Here is a 16,690-nt window from a genome sequence, read left to right on the forward strand (position 1 = left end):
GCTTCCACCACCAACCCGACCACGCTCATGTCCACCGTCTCCATCCGCCACCTGAACACCAGCACCCCGGACTTCGAGCAGGCGTTCCATCGGGTGCTGCACTGGTCGGCGGAGACGGACCATGCGATCGAGGAGCGGGTGGCCGCCATCCTGGCCGACGTGCGCCAGCGGGGTGATGCGGCCGTGCTCGAGTACACCGCCCGCTTCGACGGCCTCGAGGTCGACTCGATGGGCGCGCTGGAGCTGACGCGCGACGAGCTGAAGGCCGCCTTCGAGGCGATCACGCCGGCCCAGCGCGATGCGCTCGAGGCGGCGGCCCGGCGGGTGCGGGCCTACCACGAGCGCCAGCTGCAGGCCTGCGGCCTGAGCTGGCAGTACCGTGACGAGGACGGCACGCTGCTGGGCCAGAAGGTCACGCCGCTGGACCGCGTGGGCATCTACGTGCCCGGCGGCAAGGCGGCGTACCCGTCCTCGGTGCTGATGAACGCGATCCCGGCGCATGTCGCGGGGGTCGGCGAGATCATCATGGTCGTGCCCACGCCCAGGGGCGAGCGCAATGCGCTGGTGCTGGCGGCAGCCTACGTCGCCGGCGTCAGCCGGGCGTTCACCATCGGCGGGGCGCAGGCGGTCGGCGCGCTGGCCTTCGGCACCACGACGGTGCCGCGGGTGGACAAGATCACCGGCCCGGGCAATGCCTACGTGGCCAGCGCCAAGCGGCGCGTCTTCGGCCAGGTCGGCATCGACATGATCGCCGGGCCGAGCGAGATCCTGGTGCTGGCCGACGGCACGACCCCCCCGGACTGGATCGCGATGGACCTGTTCAGCCAGGCCGAGCACGACGAGCTGGCCCAGTCCATCCTGCTGTGCCCGGACGCCGCCTACATCGACCAGGTGCAGGCCGCGATCGACCGCCTGATCGACGGCATGCCGCGCCGCGACGTGATCCGCGCCTCGCTGGAAGGCCGTGGCGCGCTGATCCTGACCCAGGACATGGCGCAGGCCTGCGCGATCAGCAACCGCATCGCGCCGGAGCATCTGGAGGTCAGCTCGTCCGACCCGCATCGCTGGGAGCCGCTGCTCAGGCACGCCGGGGCGATCTTCCTGGGCGCATACACGAGCGAATCGCTGGGCGACTACTGTGCCGGGCCGAACCATGTGCTGCCGACCTCGGGCACCGCACGCTTCTCGTCGCCGCTGGGGGTCTACGACTTCCAGAAGCGCAGCAGCCTGATCGAGGTCAGCGAGCAGGGCGCGCAGACGCTGGGTCTGATCGCCGCGGAGCTGGCCTACGGAGAAGGCCTGCAGGCCCATGCCCGGGCCGCCGAACTGCGCCTGAAGCCAGCCGATGGATCCGACGGAGTGACCCGATGAACCAGTCTTCTTCCCCGACGCCGGCCGTGCTGGCACCCCGCCTGGGCGCGACGCTGCGCTCCGACGTGCAGGGCATGCACGCCTACGCGGTGCAGCCCAGCGCCGGCTACATCAAGCTCGACGCGATGGAGAACCCCTTCCTGCTGCCGCCCGAGCTGCAGCAGGCGCTGGGCAGCCGCCTCGCGCAGGTGGCGATCAACCGCTACCCGGGCTCGCGCGTGGACGACCTCAAGCGTGCGCTGGCCGAGCACGTCGCGCTGCCCGAGGGCTGCAGCCTGATGCTGGGCAACGGCTCCGACGAGCTGATCGCGCTGCTGGCGCTGGCCTGCGACGTGCCCGGGGCGACCGTGCTCGCGCCGGTGCCGGGTTTCGTGATGTACGCGATGTCGGCGCAGCTGCAGGGGCTCGATTTCGTCGGCGTGCCGCTGACGGCCGACTTCGAGCTCGACGAGGCCGCGATGCTGGCGGCCATCGAGCGCCACCGCCCGGCCATCACCTACATCGCCTACCCGAACAACCCTACGGCCAACCTGTTCGACGACGCGGTGATCGAGAAGATCATCGCCGCGGTCGGCGCGCAGAACGGCCTGGTGGTGTTCGACGAGGCCTACCAGCCGTTCTCCTCGCGCAGCTGGATGCCCCGTGCCGGCGAGTCCGACCACGTGCTGGTGATGCGCACGCTCAGCAAGTTCGGCCTCGCCGGCCTGCGCCTGGGCTACATGGCCGGGCCGGCCGCGCTGATCCACGAGATCGACAAGGTGCGCCCGCCCTACAACGTGAGCGTGCTCAACGCCGAGGCCGCCCTGTTTGCGCTGGAACACGCCGACGAGTACGCTCGGCAGGCGCAGATCCTGCGTGCCGAGCGCGAGCGGCTGCAGGCGGCGCTGCTCACCCTGCCCGGGGTCAAGGCCTGGCCCAGCGAGGCCAACATGATCCTCGTGCGGGTGCCGGATTCGAAGGCGACCTTCGAGGGCATGAAGCAGCGTGGCGTGCTGATCAAGCATGTCGCGGCACTGCACCCGCTGCTGGCGAACTGCCTGCGCCTGACCGTGGGCACGCCGCAAGAGAACACCCGCATGATCGACGCGCTGCGTGCATCGATCTGAAGACGAACCGACCATGAGCACCGACACCCCATCGCGCATCGCCGAGATCCGGCGCGACACCAACGAGACCAAGATCCGCGTGCGCGTGAATCTGGACGGCACCGGCGTGGCCAGGCTGGCCACCGGCATCGGCTTCTTCGACCACATGCTCGACCAGATCGCCCGTCACGGGCTGATCGACCTGGAGATCGAGGCCGACGGCGACCTGCACATCGACGGCCACCACACGGTCGAGGACGTGGGCATCACGCTGGGCCTGGCGGTCGCCCGGGCCATCGGTGACAAGAAGGGCATCACCCGCTACGGCCACAGCTATGTGCCGCTCGACGAGGCGCTGTCGCGGGTCGTGGTCGATTTTTCGGGCCGCCCGGGGCTGGAGATGGACGTGAAGTTCACCTCCGGCATGATCGGCGCGCTCGACACGCAGCTGGTCTACGAGTTCTTCCAGGGCTTCGTCAACCATGCGCTGGTCAGCCTGCACATCGACAACCTGAAGGGCCACAACGCCCATCACCAGTGCGAGACGATCTTCAAGGCCTTCGGCCGCGCGATCCGCATGGCGCTGACGCCCGATCCGCGCTCGGCCGGCGTGATTCCGTCCACCAAGGGATGTCTCTGAGATGAGCCAACGAACCGTCGCCGTCGTCGACTACGGCATGGGCAACCTGCGCTCGGTCTCGCAGGCGGTGCTGCACGTGGCGCAGGGCTCGGGGCTGGAGGTGATCGTCACCTCGCGGCCCGACGAGGTGCGTGCTGCCGAGCGGGTCGTGCTGCCAGGGCAGGGCGCGATGCGCGACTGCATGCGCGAGCTGCACGACTCCGGCCTGAGGCAGGCCGTGCTCGAGGCGGCTGCCAGCAAGCCGCTGATGGGCGTGTGCGTGGGCATGCAGATGCTGCTCGACCACTCCGAAGAGCAGGACACGCCCGGCCTGGGCCTGATCCCCGGTCGGGTGAAGCGTTTCCAGCTCGAGGGCCGCCTGCAGCCCGATGGCAGCCGCTACAAGGTGCCGCAGATGGGCTGGAACCGGGTGCGCCAGGTCGCGCACGACGGCGCGCCGCATCCGGTCTGGGCCGGCGTGCCCGACGGGGCCTGGTTCTATTTCGTGCACAGCTACTACGCCGATCCGCACGAGGCGCGCCACACCGCCGGTGAAACCGACTACGGCGCCAGCTTTACCTGCGCGGTGGCTCGGGATAACATTTTTGCCACGCAGTTCCACCCCGAGAAGAGCGCCGACCACGGCCTGGCGCTCTATCGCAATTTCCTCTTCTGGAAGCCCTGAGCGGCTGTCCGGCGTTTTTTCCATCAACCGCAACCCTGCGCGACAGCCATGCTGCTGATTCCGGCGATCGATCTCAAAGACGGCCAATGTGTACGCCTCAAGCAAGGCGACATGAACGACTCCACCACCTTCGGTGCCGATCCGGCCGTGGTCGCGCGCCGCTGGCTCGATGCAGGCGGGCGCCGCCTGCACCTGGTGGACCTCAACGGTGCCTTTGCCGGCAAGCCGGTCAACGCCGGGGCGATCAAGTCCATCCTCGCGGAGGTGGGCGGCAACATCCCGGTGCAGCTGGGCGGGGGCATCCGTGACCTCGACACCATCGAGCGTTACCTCGACGCGGGCATCACCTACGTGATCATCGGCACGGCCGCGGTCAAGAACCCCGGCTTCCTGCGCGACGCCTGCACCGCCTTCCCGGGCCACATCATCGTCGGCCTCGACGCCAAGGACGGCAAGGTGGCCACCGACGGCTGGAGCAAGCTGACCGGCCACGAGGTCGTCGACCTGGCGAAGAAGTTCGAGGGCTATGGCGTCGAGAGCATCATCTACACCGACATCGGCCGCGACGGCATGCTCACGGGCATCAACGTCGAGGCCACCGTCACGCTGGCGCAGGCGCTGACCATCCCGGTGATCGCCTCGGGCGGCCTGTCCAACCTGGCCGACATCGACGCGCTGTGCGCGGTCGAGAAGGAAGGCGTGCAGGGCGTGATCTGCGGCCGCTCCATCTACACCGGCGACCTCGACTTCGCCGCCGGCCAGCAGCGTGCCGACGACCTCAACGGCACGACGGCCTGAGAAAGCCTCCCCCACATGCTCGCCAAACGCATCATTCCCTGCCTCGACGTGACCGGGGGCCGGGTCGTCAAGGGCATCAACTTCGTCGAACTGCGTGATGCGGGCGACCCGGTCGAGATCGCGGCCCGCTACAACGACCAGGGGGCCGACGAGCTGACCTTCCTCGACATCACCGCGACCAGCGACGGCCGTGACCTGATCCTGCACATCATCGAGGCGGTGGCCTCGCAGGTCTTCATCCCGCTGACGGTCGGTGGCGGGGTGCGGGTGGTCGAGGACGTGCGCCGCCTGCTCAACGCCGGGGCCGACAAGGTCAGCTTCAACTCGGCGGCGGTGGCCAATCCGCAGGTGATCCGCGACGCCTCGGCCCGCTACGGCGCGCAGTGCATCGTCGTGGCCATCGACGCCAAGCGGCGCGTCGGCGAGGACCTGGCCACCAAGGGTCCGGGCTGGGACGTCTACACCCATGGCGGGCGCAAGAACATGCACCTCGATGCGGTGGCGTGGGCGCGCCAGATGGCCGAGCACGGCGCCGGCGAGATCCTGCTGACCAGCATGGACCGCGACGGCACCAAGAGCGGCTTCGACCTGGCGCTCACGCGTGCGGTGGCCGATGCGGTGTCGGTGCCGGTGATCGCCTCCGGCGGCGTGGGCAACCTCGACCACCTGGCCGACGGCGTGCAGCAGGGCGGGGCGGACGCGGTGCTGGCGGCCAGCATCTTCCACTACGGCGACCACACGGTGGCCGAGGCCAAGGCGGTCATGGCCGCCCGCGGCATCCCGGTGCGGATCTGAGCTCGCGCGGTCCGGCCGCTCTCAGACCAGGCCGTTGCGGATGGCGTAGACGGTCAGCTCGGAGTTGTTGGTCAGGCCGAGCTTCTCCAGCACCCGGGCGCGGTAGACGCTGACCGTCTTCGGGCTCAGCGTCAGCGCCTCGGCGATGTCCGACAGGCGCTTGCCCGACGCGATCAGCGTCAGCGTCTGCAGCTCGCGGTCCGAGAGCTTGTCGTGCGCGGTCTCGGCGGCCGGGGCGGTCAGGTTCTCGACCAGCATCTGCGCCATCTCCGGCGTCACGTACTTGCGGCCCTGCGCGACCATGCGCACCGCCGCGACGATCTGGGCCGGATCACCGCCCTTGTTGACGTAGCCGTAGGCACCCGCGCGCAGCGCGCGCAGCGCGTACTGGTCCTCGGGGTACATCGAGACGACCAGCACCTTCAGTGCCGAGCCCTCTTCCTTGAGCGCGTGCAGCACGTCCAGACCGCTGCGTCCGGGCATGTTGATGTCGAGCACCAGCACGTCCGCACCCTGCTGGCGCATCAGCGCGCGCAGCTCGCCGTAGTCGCCTGCCTCGCCGACCACCTGCATGTCGGGTTGTTCCGCCAGCGTATCGCGGATGCCGCGCCGGATCAGGGCGTGGTCATCGCAGAGCATCACGCGGGTCATAGGTCTCCCCAGGTCGAAGGATCGTGAGGACTCGTCAGCGGGCCGCCGGCGTCGTCGTCATCCGTGTCGTCCATCAGCTGACTGTCCGGTCCTCCCGGCATGTCCAGAGGCACCGAGAGTATCAGGGTCGTGCCCGTGGGCGAACTGCTCATGTCCACCCAGCCGCCCACGGTGTCCGCGCGTTCATGCAAACCGCGGATTCCGAACGATCTGTCCTTGCCCAGGTCACCCCGGGCGAGGCCGCGGCCGTTGTCGCTGATCTCCAGCGACAGCACGCTGGCGGCCACCGTCAGGTCGACCTGCACCCGCGTGGCCTGGGCATGCTTGGAGATGTTGGTGAGTGCCTCCTGGGCGGTGCGGTAGGCCACCAGCGGCACGCCGGCGGGCAGGTTCAGGTGCTCGTGGCTGGTGCGGAAGACGGTGGAGATGCCGGTGCGGCGCTCGAAACGCTGCGTCATCCACTGCAGCGCCGCGATCAGGCCCTGCTCGAGGATGGCCGGACGCAGGTTGTGCATGATGCGCTGGCTGGCCTCGATCGCGTGGTTGACCGTCTCCAGCGCCTGCCGGGCCCGCTCGATCACCGCCGTCGAGCCGCCGTGGCGCGAGATCCAGGCCAGGTCGAACTTGACGGCCGTCAAGGAGCCGCCGACGTCATCGTGGATCTCGCGCGCGATGGCGGCCCGCTCCATCTCGATGCTGGTCTGCAGGTGCTGGGCCAGTTCGGACAGGCGCTTGCGCGACTGCGCCAGCTCGCTGTCGGCCCGCTGGCGCGCGCGCCGGCTCTCGCTGGCGTCGACCGCATGCAGCACCGCCGGCACCAGGCGGTTCAGGTTGCTCTTGAGCAGGTAGTCGGAGGCGCCGTTGCGCATCGCCTCGACGGCGGTGTCCTCGCCGATCTCGCCCGACACCAGCACGAAGGGCATCAGCGTGTCGCGCTGGCGCAGCAGCTCCAGCGCCACCAGGCCCGAGAAGCCGGGCAGGTTGTAGTCGGAGATGACCGCGTCCCAGCCGCCCCCGCCGCCGATCGCGCCGAGGAAGTCGGTCTCGTTGTCCACGCGGTGCATGGTCGCTTCGATGCCGCCCCGGCGCAGGTGGGCGAGCACCAGCTGGTGGTCCAGCTCGGAGTCTTCGAGGTGCAGCAGGCGCAGGCGGCGCACAGAGGTGGCTCGTGGCATCAGTGGCGCCCGCGGGCGGTCCGGAAGGGGGTTGGGATGTCGGGAAATGGGCCCGGAATCACCATGTGATCCGACCAATGGAAACGGGCCGTATTGCAAAAATTCTACCAATCGAAGCACGTACGGAAAGCGGTGTCGGCCCAGGGTGGCGTGTCGCTCCGCTTGCTGATCTCCCGCGCAGTAAGAATCGCCATATTGGAGCCGCGATGCAGATGAACGAAGCTCAGAGCGAGCCTGCACCGTCAGCGTTGTCGCTGATGGTGGCTGCGGAGTTGCAGGACCACCTGCTCACCGCCAACAACGATCTGGAGCGCTTGCAGCGACTTCTGTCGGACGCCAGCGAGGCGCTGATGGGTCACTTCTACGGGGCCAACCAGAGCCTGCGCCAGCTGCTGCGCGACGGTGCCGCCGCCCCCGAGGTGGACACCGCAGCCCTGCATGAAGCCATGCAGAACCTCAGCGGCGCGGTGACGGCGATGCAGTTCCAGGACATGGCCTCCCAGCTCATCAACCACACGCACATCCGCCTGCGCGCCTGTGCCGACCAGATCGCCCGCGAGGCCATGGGGCAGGACCCCGAGGGCGAAGCGGTCGTGGAGAGCGCGCCACTGCGGCCCAACCCGGTCACGCAGGACGAGATGGACGCCGGTTCGATCGAGCTTTTTTAAGCCCCGATTCAAGCCCTGACGTTTCCAGTCGATAACCCTTTCGGTAAATCCAGAACCCTCCCGGAGAGAGCAAATGCATTCAATCCTCGCTGTGGATGACTCGGCGTCCATGCGCCAGATGGTCTCCTTCACGCTCAAGAGCGCTGGCTACAACGTCGTCGAGGCGGTGGACGGCCAGGACGCCTGGGAGAAGGCCGGCAGCCGCACCTTCGATCTGGTGCTGACCGACCAGAACATGCCCCGCATGGACGGCATCAGCCTGACCAAGAAGCTGCGCGAGACCTCGCAGTTCAAGAGCACGCCCATCCTGATCCTGACCACCGAGTCCAGTGACCAGATGAAGCTGGCCGGACGTGGCGCGGGTGCAACCGGCTGGCTGGTCAAGCCCTTCGATCCGGCCAAGCTGATCGAGGTGATCAAGAAGGTGATTCGCTGACGCGTCGCGACGACGTCCCGATGTCCGGGACGCCGCGTCCGACCACATTGCGCTGACTCAGGGTTCAAGGGATTTGCCATGGCAGAAACGACATCAGAGGGATCCGGCTCCGGTGCCGGCATCGATCTCAGCCAGTTCTATCAGGTCTTCTTCGAAGAAGCTGGTGAGAACCTCCAGCGCATGGAGCAGCTGCTGCTCGAGCTGGACATCACCGCCGCCGACGACGAGGAGATGAACGCCATCTTCCGTTGCGCCCACTCGATCAAGGGCGGTGCGGCGACCTTCGGTTTCAGCGATGTGGCCGAGCTCACCCACGAGATGGAGACGCTGCTGGACAAGCTGCGCCGCCACGAGTTGCAGCCCACGCTGACGATGGTGGACGTGCTGCTGGCCGCCGGCGATGCGCTGCGCGCGCAGCTGGGTCGCCACCAGGGGTCCGGTGCCGACGTCGTCGAGACGACCGAACTGCTGATCCACATCCGGGCGCTGGCCAGTGGCGAGGCCGCGGCTGCGGCCGCCATGGTGGCCGCAGCCGCCCCGGCTCCGGCGCCTGCACCGGCGGCGGTCGAGCCGAAGGCCGGCACCCGTGAGCTGGAGCTGCGGGTCGGCCCGCTGAGCGATCCGGCCCAGGCCGACAACCTGATCGACCTGTTCAAGGAAATCACCGACCTGGGCACCATCGAGCCGCTGGACAAGGGCCAGGCGGCCGATGGCATGCGCCGTTTCCGCGTCGTCACCTCCAGCGCCGACAACGACCTGATGGACCTGTTCACCTTCCACGTCTCGCGTGAACAGGTGCAGATCGTTCCTTTCGGTCCGGGTTACGGCTTCCACCGTGGCAATCCGGGCGTGCCCGACGGGGCCGAGGCCCAGACCGAGCCCCAGGTCACGCCCGTGCGTGACCCCGGCTACGGCTTCTTCGACAACGCGCCCGGCGCGCCGTCGACGGCCCATGCCGCCGCGCCGGCCGATCCGGTCGCCGCCGCGCCCGAACCGGCGGTCGCCGCTCCGGCACCCGCGCCCGCCCGACCGGCGGCCCGCCAGGAAAAGTCCTCTTCGGGCGGCCTGGACTCGACCACGATCCGCGTGGCGGTCGAGAAGGTCGACCAGCTCATCAACCTGGTGGGCGAACTGGTCATCACGCAGGCCATGCTGGCGCAGAACAGCCGTGACCTCGACCCGGTCGTCTACCAGCAGCTGGTGGCGGGCCTGAACGACCTGGACCGCAACACCCGCGACCTGCAGGAAGCCGTGATGTCGATCCGGATGATTCCGATGTCGACGGTCTTCAGCCGCTTCCCGCGCATGCTGCGCGACCTGGCCAGCAAGCTGGGCAAGAAGGTCGAGCTGGTCACGCAGGGCGAGGCCACCGAGCTCGACAAGGGCCTGATCGAGAAGATCACCGATCCGCTGACGCACCTGGTGCGCAACTCCTGCGACCACGGCATCGAGATGGGGGCCGACCGGCTCGCCCATGGCAAGCCCGAGACCGGCACGATCATGCTGTCGGCCTCGCATCAGGGCGGCTCGATCGTCATCGAGGTGCGTGACGATGGCCGGGGCCTGTCGCGCGACAAATTGATCCGCAAGGCCTGCGAGCGGGGCATCGACGCGCCCGACGGCATGGCCGATGCCGACGTCTGGGGCCTGATCTTCGCCCCGGGCTTCTCCACCGCCGAGCAGGTCACCGACGTGTCCGGGCGTGGCGTGGGCATGGACGTGGTGAAGAAGAACATCACCAGCCTGGGCGGCACGGTCGAGATCGATTCGGCCGAAGGCTACGGCATGAGCGTCAAGGTGCGCCTGCCGCTGACGCTGGCCATCATGGACGGCATGAGCGTGGGCGTGGGTGACGAGGTCTACATCCTGCCGCTGGCCTCGGTGGTCGAGAGCTTCCAGGTCAACGACGACACCGTCAAGACCATCGGCGGCACTGGCCGCGTCGTGCAGGTGCGCGAGGAGTACATGCCTGTCATCGAGCTCGAACGCGTGTTCGAGGTGCCGCGCTTCGACTTCGAGCGGGTCTCCTCGATCATGGTCGTCGTCGAGGCCGAAGGCGGGCGTGTCGCCCTGCTGGTCGACGAACTGCTCGGCCAGCAGCAGGTGGTGGTCAAGAACCTCGAGGCCAACTACCGCAAGGTGCAGGACGTCTCGGGCGCGACCATCATGGGTGACGGCCGGGTGGCGCTGATCCTGGATACCGGTTCACTGGTTCGCCGTTCGCGGCACTGACAGATTTTGCACAAGTGGAGGGTCCCATGGGCTTCCTGTCGACGATGATGAGGCGCTTCTCGATCCGCTTCCGGATGAATGGTGCCATTGCCCTGGTGCTGGCCTTGTTCGCGCTGGTCGGCCTGACCGGCCTGTTCGCCGGTCAGCACCTGCAGGAGCTCAACACGGAGTTCATGGGGCATTCCGTCAAGGAGGCCCAGAACGTCTCGGACATCCGGGCCGGACTCGGCGACATCCGTCGCCACGAGAAGGACATGGTGATCCACTACGAGGACTCGAAGGCCGTGACCGGCCATCGCGAGCTGTGGTCGAAGGCGATCGACCGCACCAGTTCGGCCTTCGAGGCGATGCTCGCTGGGGAGGACGACGAGGACAATCAGCTGGCCCGTGACGCGATCGGTCGTCTGAAGGCCTACCGCAGCAGCTCCGAAGCCACGGTCCGCAACATCGAGCTCGGTGTCTACGACAGCGCGATCACGGTCGACCGGGTGCTCGACCGCGCCAAGATGGAGATCCACGCGGTCGAACAAGCCGTGCACAAGATCGATGCGATCGTGCAGGCCGAGGCGGAGTCCACGAAGGCTGAATTCGGCGTCAGCATGCGTCGGGCCACCTGGGCCTTCCTGATCGTGCTGGTGGTCGTGGTGCTGCTGGTCGTGCCGCTGACGCTGATGAACTCCCGCTCCATCGTGCAGCCGCTGCTGCAGGCCCGCTCGATCGCCCAGTCGATCGCCGCGGGTGATCTGGGTTCGCGTGTCGAGGTGGTCGGGCAGGACGAGACCTCCGACCTGATGCGTGCGCTGCTCGAGATGCAGCAGTCGCTGCGCTCGATGGTCGGCGAGATCCGCACGACCAGCGAATCGATGTCCATGGCCAGCAGCGAGATCGCCACCGGCAACCAGGACCTGTCGGGCCGCACCGAACAGACCGCCAGCGCGCTGCAGCAGACCGCCAGCTCGATGGAACAGCTGACCGGCACGGTGCGCCAGACGGCGGACTCGGCCAGCACGGCCAACCAGCTGGCGAGCTCGGCCGCGCAGGCCGCGCGCAAGGGTGGAGCGGTGGTGTCGCAGGTGGTGACGAACATGGAGGAGATCACGACGTCGAGCCGCAGGATCGCGGAGATCATCGGGGTGATCGACGGGATCGCGTTCCAGACGAACATCCTGGCGCTGAACGCGGCGGTGGAAGCCGCGCGTGCAGGGGAGCAGGGACGCGGGTTCGCGGTGGTGGCCGGCGAGGTGCGCAACCTGGCGCAGCGCAGCGCAAACGCGGCACGCGAGATCAAGAGCCTGATCAACGCGAGCGTGGAGAAGGTGGAGTCGGGCAGCAAGCTGGTGCAGGACGCCGGGGTGACGATGAACGAGATCGTCTCGGGCGTGCAGCGGGTCAGCGACATCATCGGCGAGATCACGGCGGCGGCGACCGAGCAGAGCAACGAGCTGGGGCAGGTCAACATGGCCGTGACCCAGCTGGACCAGATGACGCAGCAGAACGCCGCGCTGGTCGAGCAGAGCGCGGCCGCGGCCCAGAGCATGACCGACCAGGCCCGGCGCCTGACCGAGATGATCTCGACCTTCCGCGGCGCGGAGGATCAGGCGCATCCCTTCGGCCACACGCATGCGGCTCCAGTGGCTCGAGCCGTGAGCCATCGACCTGCCGCACCGGCTGCGGTCATCGCGGACCGGCCTGCGGCCCCTGCGTTCGCACCGGCACCGGCGCCAGTACCTGCACCGGCTCCCGCCGCCAGGTCGTCATCGGGCAGTGCCGCCACGGCGCCGGTCGGTGACGACTGGGAAACCTTCTGATTCCGCATCCGCGCCCTTACACCGAATTCCAGACAAGGATTCATCATGAGCTTGCTCCATGACGCCCCCGTTCGCCAGATGAGCTCCACCTCCTTCTCCAGTGCCAGTGCCAAGCGCACGGCTGCGGCGGCCGCGGGCGGCTCCACGACGCTGGGTGGCGAGTTCCTCACCTTCCGGCTCGGGCAGGAGGAGTACGGCATCGACATCCTCAAGGTGCAGGAGATCCGCTCCTACGAGCAGCCGACCCGCATCGCCAACGCGCCGCCCTTCCTCAAGGGGGTGGTCAATCTGCGCGGCGTGATCGTGCCGGTGCTGGACCTGCGCATCAAGCTGGGCTGCGAGACGGCCGAGGTCAATGCCATCACGGTCGTCATCGTGCTGAACATGCGCGGTCGGGTCGTCGGTGCGGTGGTCGACTCGGTCTCCGACGTGCTGCAGATCGATGCCCAGATGGTCCAGCCGGCACCGGAGATGAGCGCGATGGTCGACATGCGTTTCATCCAGGGCATCGCCAACGTGGGCGAGCGCATGCTGATCCTGATGGACATCGAGTCGATTCTCTCCAGCACCGAACTGGGTGCGCTGGAAGCCGCGTTCTGAACGCAGGGCACATGAACGGATGATCAACATGCAATGGACGATCCGGCGCAAGCTGTGGATACAGCCTGCGATGATGGCGATGGTGCTGGTCGTCGTGGGTTCGGCGACGATGATGCGCACCCGCACCAACCTGGCTGAGGCTGAAGGGAGCCAGCAGCAGCAGCAGGAGAAGCTGGCCCTCGCCTCCCGCTGGAGCGGGCTGACCGAGACCAACGCGGCCCGCACGTCCGCGATGCTGATGACGGGCGAGGCCCAGGTCGAAGCCGCCATCAAGGCGGACATCAAAGCGACCAGCGCGGAGATCTCCGGCCTGCAGGAGCGCATCGTGGCCCTCAGTGTCACGGAGGACGAGCGCCAGGCGCTGGCGACCGTGGCGCAGCGGCGCAAGGACTACCTGGCCGTTCGCGACACCCTGGCGGCTGGCAAGGCCGCTGCCGGGGCGGACATCATGCAGCGCATGAACAGCGAGTTCCGGCCTGCGCTGGCGGCCTACACCGAGGCGCAGAAGGCCTATGTGCACCTCCAGGAGACCCGCTCGGCCCAGCTGCGCGCCGACATGGGAGCGCAGCGCATGCGCACGGTCTGGGCGGTCATCGGCGTGCTGGCGGCGGTGGTCGCCGGCCTGATGGCCGGCACGGTGCTGCTGGTGCGCCTGATCTGCGTGCCGCTGGCCGACGTGGCCCGGGCGGCGCAGCGCATCGGCGAGGGTGACCTGACGCAGGACATGCCCGCCGGTCGGGCGGACGAGGTCGGCGCGGTGCTGGATGCGCTGTCGGCGATGCAGACGGCCTTGCGCCGCACCGTGTCCCAGGTGCGCGAGTCGGCCGAGTCCATCCAGGTGGCCAGCAGCGAGGTGGCCACCGGCAACCAGGACCTGTCGGGCCGCACCGAACAGACCGCCAGCAACCTGCAGAACGCTGCCAGCTCGATGGAGCAGCTGACCGGCACGGTGCGCCAGACGGCGGACTCGGCCAGCACGGCCAACCAGCTGGCGAGCTCGGCCGCGCAGGCCGCGCGCAAGGGCGGAGCGGTGGTGTCGCAGGTGGTGACGAACATGGAGGAGATCACGACGTCGAGCCGCAGGATCGCGGAGATCATCGGGGTGATCGACGGGATCGCGTTCCAGACGAACATCCTGGCGCTGAACGCGGCGGTGGAAGCCGCGCGTGCAGGGGAGCAGGGACGGGGGTTCGCGGTGGTGGCCGGCGAGGTGCGCAACCTGGCGCAGCGCAGCGCGAACGCGGCACGCGAGATCAAGAGCCTGATCAACGCGAGCGTGGAGAAGGTGGAGTCGGGCAGCAAGCTGGTGCAGGACGCCGGGGTGACGATGAACGAGATCGTCTCGGGCGTGCAGCGCGTCAGCGACATCATCGGCGAGATCACCGCGGCGGCGACCGAGCAGAGCAACGAGCTGGGCCAGGTGAACATGGCCGTGACCCAGCTGGACCAGATGACGCAGCAGAACGCCGCGCTGGTCGAGCAGAGCGCGGCCGCGGCCGAGAGCCTGAAGGATCAGGCGGTGCGCCTGGCTTCGGTCGTGACCATCTTCCGCCTGCAGCAGGGCAGGGATGTCTTCAGCCCGCCGGCACCGGCCCCCGCGCCGGCGTCCACGGGCTTGCGCAGCCCGTCGCCCGTCGTGGCCACCCGGCCGCCGCAGTCGCGGCTGGTGCCTCGTGCTCCAGCACCGGCTCCGGCCCCTGCCCCCGCCAGAGAGGTGGCCACCGCCGACGCCGGCGACTGGGAAACCTTCTGATCACCGCCCCGGTTGCGTGTCATACGCCCGGGGCGATCCGTTTTCCGCTTCTGCCGCACGAGGTCGATCGTCCATGTCCGCTGCTTCCGTCGTTTCCGGGTCCCTCCATCGTCGCGTGGCGAGCAAGGTGTCCTTCTGGGCCAGCACCGCGCTGGCGCTGGTGCTGATGGTCGTGTGTGCCGCGCTGGCCTGGGCGTCCATCGACCAGTTCCGCGAGCATGCGCAGGAGGCCATGGCCGAGAAGAACCGCTCGGTGGCCGACACGGTCGAGTCCTACGACGCGACGGCGCGCGTGATGGCACGCACCTTCTACACCAGCTTTCGCGCCGGGCTGGCGAGCGACCTGCGCCTGTCGCCGGCCGGTGACGACCTGCTGAACGGCGAGACGGGGCTGAAGGATCACTTCGAGGCGGTCGATGCCTTCGCGACGCACACCGGTGGCGTGGCGACGATCTTCCTGCGCCAGGGCGATGACTTCCTGCGCATCACGACCTCGCTGAAGAAGGAGAACGGCGAGCGGGCCGTGGGCACCAAGCTCGGGCTGCAGCATCCGGCCTACGCCACGCTGATGGGCGGACAGGCCTATGCCGGTCGTGCCAACCTGTTCGGCAAGGCCTACATGACCCGCTACGAGCCGATCAAGGACGGCACCGGTCAGGTGATCGGCCTGGTGTTCGTCGGCTTCGATGTCGGCGTGTTCGACGAGACCATCGCCCGCCTGGCCAAGGAGGTGCGGTTCTTCGAGAGCGGCCGTCTGGTGGTGATCGATCCGCGCAAGGGGCCGCAGGAGGCGGTGTTCGCCGCCCACCCCACGGCGCGCGGCCAGAAGGTGATCGAGCTCTGGCCGCAATGGGCGGAGCTGTCGGCGCAGCTGGCCGGAGCGCCGGGCGGCCTGCTGCAGGACGCCCGCCTGCCGGGGGCCGCCGACGCGCAGTGGCTGGCGGCCCACCAGACGCCGGGCAGTCGCTGGTGGGTCGTCTCCCAGGCCAGCGAGAGCGAGGCGATGGCCGATGTCTGGCGCCTGATGCGCTACCTGTGGCTGGGCATGGTGCTGGCCACCGTGCTGCTGGCGGTGATGATCCACGCCATGCTGACGCGCTGGGTCGGCCAGCCGCTGGTGCGGCTGCAGCAGGCGGTCGAGGCCGTCAGCCAAGGGGACCTGACCCGCAGCTTCCACAGCGACCAGCGTGACGAGATCGGCGAGATCGTGCGCGGGGTCGAGCGCATGCGCGACCGGCTGACCACCACGCTCGGTGCGGTGCGCTGTTCGGTGGAGTCGATCTCGACGGCCAGCGAGCAGATCGCGTCGGGCAACCAGGACCTGTCCGGGCGCACCGAGACCACGTCCAGCCATCTGCAGCAGGCGGCCAGCTCGATGGAGCAGATGGTGTCGACCGTGCGCCAGACCGCCGATTCGGCCCGCACCGCCAACCAGCTCGCCCATTGCGCCTCCGACGCGGCCCGCCAGGGGGGCGAGGTGGTGTCGCAGGTGGTGACGAACATGGAGGAGATCACGACGTCGAGCCGCAGGATCGCGGAGATCATCGGGGTGATCGACGGGATCGCGTTCCAGACGAACATCCTGGCGCTGAACGCGGCGGTGGAAGCCGCGCGTGCAGGGGAGCAGGGACGCGGGTTCGCGGTGGTGGCCGGCGAGGTGCGCAACCTGGCGCAGCGCAGCGCGAACGCGGCACGCGAGATCAAGAGCCTGATCAACGCGAGCGTGGAGAAGGTGGAGTCGGGCAGCCGGCTGGTCACGGCCGCCGGGGTGTCGATGAACGAGATCGTCTCGGGCGTGCAGCGCGTCAGCGACATCATCGCCGAGATCAGCGCGGCCTCCGGCGAGCAGAGCCAGGGGCTGGGCGAGATCAACCGCTCGGTCACCGAACTCGACGCGATGACGCAGCAGAACGCCGCGCTGGTCGAGCAGAGCGCGGCGGCCGCCGAGAGCCTGCGCGAGCAGTCGCGCCGGCTGGCTCAGGAGGTCGACGGATTCAGGCTCACCGCCTGAGCC

The 16,690-nt window shown here is 68.6% G+C and carries 15 protein-coding genes; 13 read left to right on the top strand and 2 right to left on the bottom strand.

What is annotated here, in order from left to right; genetic code table 11:
- Positions 1 to 27: 27 nt before the first annotated feature.
- Genes hisD through hisF form a run of 6 tightly spaced genes read left to right on the top strand, consistent with a single transcriptional unit; the run spans position 28 to position 5,353 of the window.
- Complete coding sequence (gene hisD / locus C7444_RS09290) at positions 28 to 1,371, top strand: histidinol dehydrogenase (RefSeq protein WP_110400575.1); 1,344 nt, start codon at positions 28 to 30, stop codon at positions 1,369 to 1,371.
- Entirely contained in the window at positions 1,368 to 2,477 is a 1,110-nt protein-coding gene (gene hisC / locus C7444_RS09295) for a histidinol-phosphate transaminase (protein WP_110400576.1), read from the top strand. The genes hisD and hisC overlap by 4 nt, the downstream gene beginning before the upstream one ends.
- A gap of 13 nt (positions 2,478 to 2,490) precedes the next feature.
- Complete coding sequence (gene hisB, locus C7444_RS09300) at positions 2,491 to 3,096, top strand: imidazoleglycerol-phosphate dehydratase HisB (RefSeq protein ID WP_110400577.1); 606 nt, start codon at positions 2,491 to 2,493, stop codon at positions 3,094 to 3,096.
- 1 nt (position 3,097) lies between these two features.
- The gene (gene hisH, locus C7444_RS09305) at positions 3,098 to 3,760 is read left to right on the top strand and encodes an imidazole glycerol phosphate synthase subunit HisH (RefSeq protein WP_110400578.1); all 663 of its coding nucleotides are present in this window, start codon (positions 3,098 to 3,100) and stop codon (positions 3,758 to 3,760) included.
- 48 nt (positions 3,761 to 3,808) lie between these two features.
- Complete coding sequence (gene hisA, locus C7444_RS09310) at positions 3,809 to 4,558, top strand: 1-(5-phosphoribosyl)-5-[(5-phosphoribosylamino)methylideneamino]imidazole-4-carboxamide isomerase (protein ID WP_110400579.1); 750 nt, start codon at positions 3,809 to 3,811, stop codon at positions 4,556 to 4,558.
- A gap of 15 nt (positions 4,559 to 4,573) precedes the next feature.
- Positions 4,574 to 5,353, top strand: a complete 780-nt coding sequence (hisF, locus tag C7444_RS09315) for an imidazole glycerol phosphate synthase subunit HisF (RefSeq protein ID WP_110400580.1) — start codon at positions 4,574 to 4,576, stop codon at positions 5,351 to 5,353.
- A 21-nt stretch (positions 5,354 to 5,374) separates the two neighbouring features.
- Here the strand turns inward: hisF and C7444_RS09320 are convergent, their stop codons facing one another.
- Together C7444_RS09320 and C7444_RS09325 are read right to left on the bottom strand one after the other, a co-directional pair.
- A complete protein-coding gene (locus C7444_RS09320; protein ID WP_110400581.1) occupies positions 5,375 to 6,004 on the bottom strand; it encodes a response regulator in 630 nt (209 codons plus the stop codon).
- The gene (locus tag C7444_RS09325) at positions 6,001 to 7,179 is read right to left on the bottom strand and encodes a hybrid sensor histidine kinase/response regulator (protein WP_110400582.1); all 1,179 of its coding nucleotides are present in this window, start codon (positions 7,177 to 7,179) and stop codon (positions 6,001 to 6,003) included. Before C7444_RS09325 ends, C7444_RS09320 begins: the two co-directional genes overlap by 4 nt.
- A 206-nt stretch (positions 7,180 to 7,385) precedes the next feature.
- On the opposite strand from C7444_RS09325, the gene C7444_RS09330 reads away from it, so the two are divergent.
- The 7 genes from C7444_RS09330 to C7444_RS20780 all read left to right on the top strand — a co-directional run bounded on the left by C7444_RS09330 (position 7,386) and on the right by C7444_RS20780 (position 16,687).
- The gene (locus C7444_RS09330) at positions 7,386 to 7,847 is read left to right on the top strand and encodes a hypothetical protein (RefSeq protein WP_110400583.1); all 462 of its coding nucleotides are present in this window, start codon (positions 7,386 to 7,388) and stop codon (positions 7,845 to 7,847) included.
- 73 nt (positions 7,848 to 7,920) lie between these two features.
- On the top strand, positions 7,921 to 8,283 hold the full coding sequence (locus C7444_RS09335) for a response regulator (protein WP_110400584.1): 363 nt from the start codon (positions 7,921 to 7,923) through the stop codon (positions 8,281 to 8,283).
- A 78-nt stretch (positions 8,284 to 8,361) separates the two neighbouring features.
- Positions 8,362 to 10,515 (top strand): chemotaxis protein CheW, encoded by a 2,154-nt coding sequence (locus tag C7444_RS09340; RefSeq protein ID WP_110400585.1) that lies wholly within the window; start codon positions 8,362 to 8,364, stop codon positions 10,513 to 10,515.
- A 26-nt stretch (positions 10,516 to 10,541) separates the two neighbouring features.
- The gene (locus C7444_RS09345) at positions 10,542 to 12,323 is read left to right on the top strand and encodes a methyl-accepting chemotaxis protein (RefSeq protein WP_110400586.1); all 1,782 of its coding nucleotides are present in this window, start codon (positions 10,542 to 10,544) and stop codon (positions 12,321 to 12,323) included.
- Between the two features lie 45 nt (positions 12,324 to 12,368).
- The gene (locus C7444_RS09350; RefSeq protein ID WP_110400587.1) at positions 12,369 to 12,923 is read left to right on the top strand and encodes a chemotaxis protein CheW; all 555 of its coding nucleotides are present in this window, start codon (positions 12,369 to 12,371) and stop codon (positions 12,921 to 12,923) included.
- A gap of 28 nt (positions 12,924 to 12,951) precedes the next feature.
- Positions 12,952 to 14,676, top strand: a complete 1,725-nt coding sequence (locus tag C7444_RS09355) for a methyl-accepting chemotaxis protein (RefSeq protein ID WP_211317511.1) — start codon at positions 12,952 to 12,954, stop codon at positions 14,674 to 14,676.
- A gap of 73 nt (positions 14,677 to 14,749) precedes the next feature.
- Positions 14,750 to 16,687 (top strand): methyl-accepting chemotaxis protein, encoded by a 1,938-nt coding sequence (locus tag C7444_RS20780; RefSeq protein ID WP_110400589.1) that lies wholly within the window; start codon positions 14,750 to 14,752, stop codon positions 16,685 to 16,687.
- The last annotated feature ends 3 nt before the right edge of the window (positions 16,688 to 16,690 follow it).

It is taken from the genome of Sphaerotilus hippei (assembly GCF_003201595.1).
Classification (GTDB): Bacteria; Pseudomonadota; Gammaproteobacteria; order Burkholderiales; family Burkholderiaceae_C; genus Sphaerotilus; species Sphaerotilus hippei.

What these genes read in the sequence shown, in the direction of transcription:
- hisD (WP_110400575.1), top strand. Translation starts at nt 28, where the DNA reads ATGTCCACCGTCTCCATCCGCCACCTGAACACCAGCACCCCGGACTTC.
- hisC (WP_110400576.1), top strand. Translation starts at nt 1,368, where the DNA reads ATGAACCAGTCTTCTTCCCCGACGCCGGCCGTGCTGGCACCCCGCCTG.
- hisB (WP_110400577.1), top strand. Translation starts at nt 2,491, where the DNA reads ATGAGCACCGACACCCCATCGCGCATCGCCGAGATCCGGCGCGACACC.
- hisH (WP_110400578.1), top strand. Translation starts at nt 3,098, where the DNA reads ATGAGCCAACGAACCGTCGCCGTCGTCGACTACGGCATGGGCAACCTG.
- hisA (WP_110400579.1), top strand. Translation starts at nt 3,809, where the DNA reads ATGCTGCTGATTCCGGCGATCGATCTCAAAGACGGCCAATGTGTACGC.
- hisF (WP_110400580.1), top strand. Translation starts at nt 4,574, where the DNA reads ATGCTCGCCAAACGCATCATTCCCTGCCTCGACGTGACCGGGGGCCGG.
- C7444_RS09320 (WP_110400581.1), bottom strand. Translation starts at nt 6,004, where the DNA reads ATGACCCGCGTGATGCTCTGCGATGACCACGCCCTGATCCGGCGCGGC.
- C7444_RS09325 (WP_110400582.1), bottom strand. Translation starts at nt 7,179, where the DNA reads ATGCCACGAGCCACCTCTGTGCGCCGCCTGCGCCTGCTGCACCTCGAA.
- C7444_RS09330 (WP_110400583.1), top strand. Translation starts at nt 7,386, where the DNA reads ATGCAGATGAACGAAGCTCAGAGCGAGCCTGCACCGTCAGCGTTGTCG.
- C7444_RS09335 (WP_110400584.1), top strand. Translation starts at nt 7,921, where the DNA reads ATGCATTCAATCCTCGCTGTGGATGACTCGGCGTCCATGCGCCAGATG.
- C7444_RS09340 (WP_110400585.1), top strand. Translation starts at nt 8,362, where the DNA reads ATGGCAGAAACGACATCAGAGGGATCCGGCTCCGGTGCCGGCATCGAT.
- C7444_RS09345 (WP_110400586.1), top strand. Translation starts at nt 10,542, where the DNA reads ATGGGCTTCCTGTCGACGATGATGAGGCGCTTCTCGATCCGCTTCCGG.
- C7444_RS09350 (WP_110400587.1), top strand. Translation starts at nt 12,369, where the DNA reads ATGAGCTTGCTCCATGACGCCCCCGTTCGCCAGATGAGCTCCACCTCC.
- C7444_RS09355 (WP_211317511.1), top strand. Translation starts at nt 12,952, where the DNA reads ATGCAATGGACGATCCGGCGCAAGCTGTGGATACAGCCTGCGATGATG.
- C7444_RS20780 (WP_110400589.1), top strand. Translation starts at nt 14,750, where the DNA reads ATGTCCGCTGCTTCCGTCGTTTCCGGGTCCCTCCATCGTCGCGTGGCG.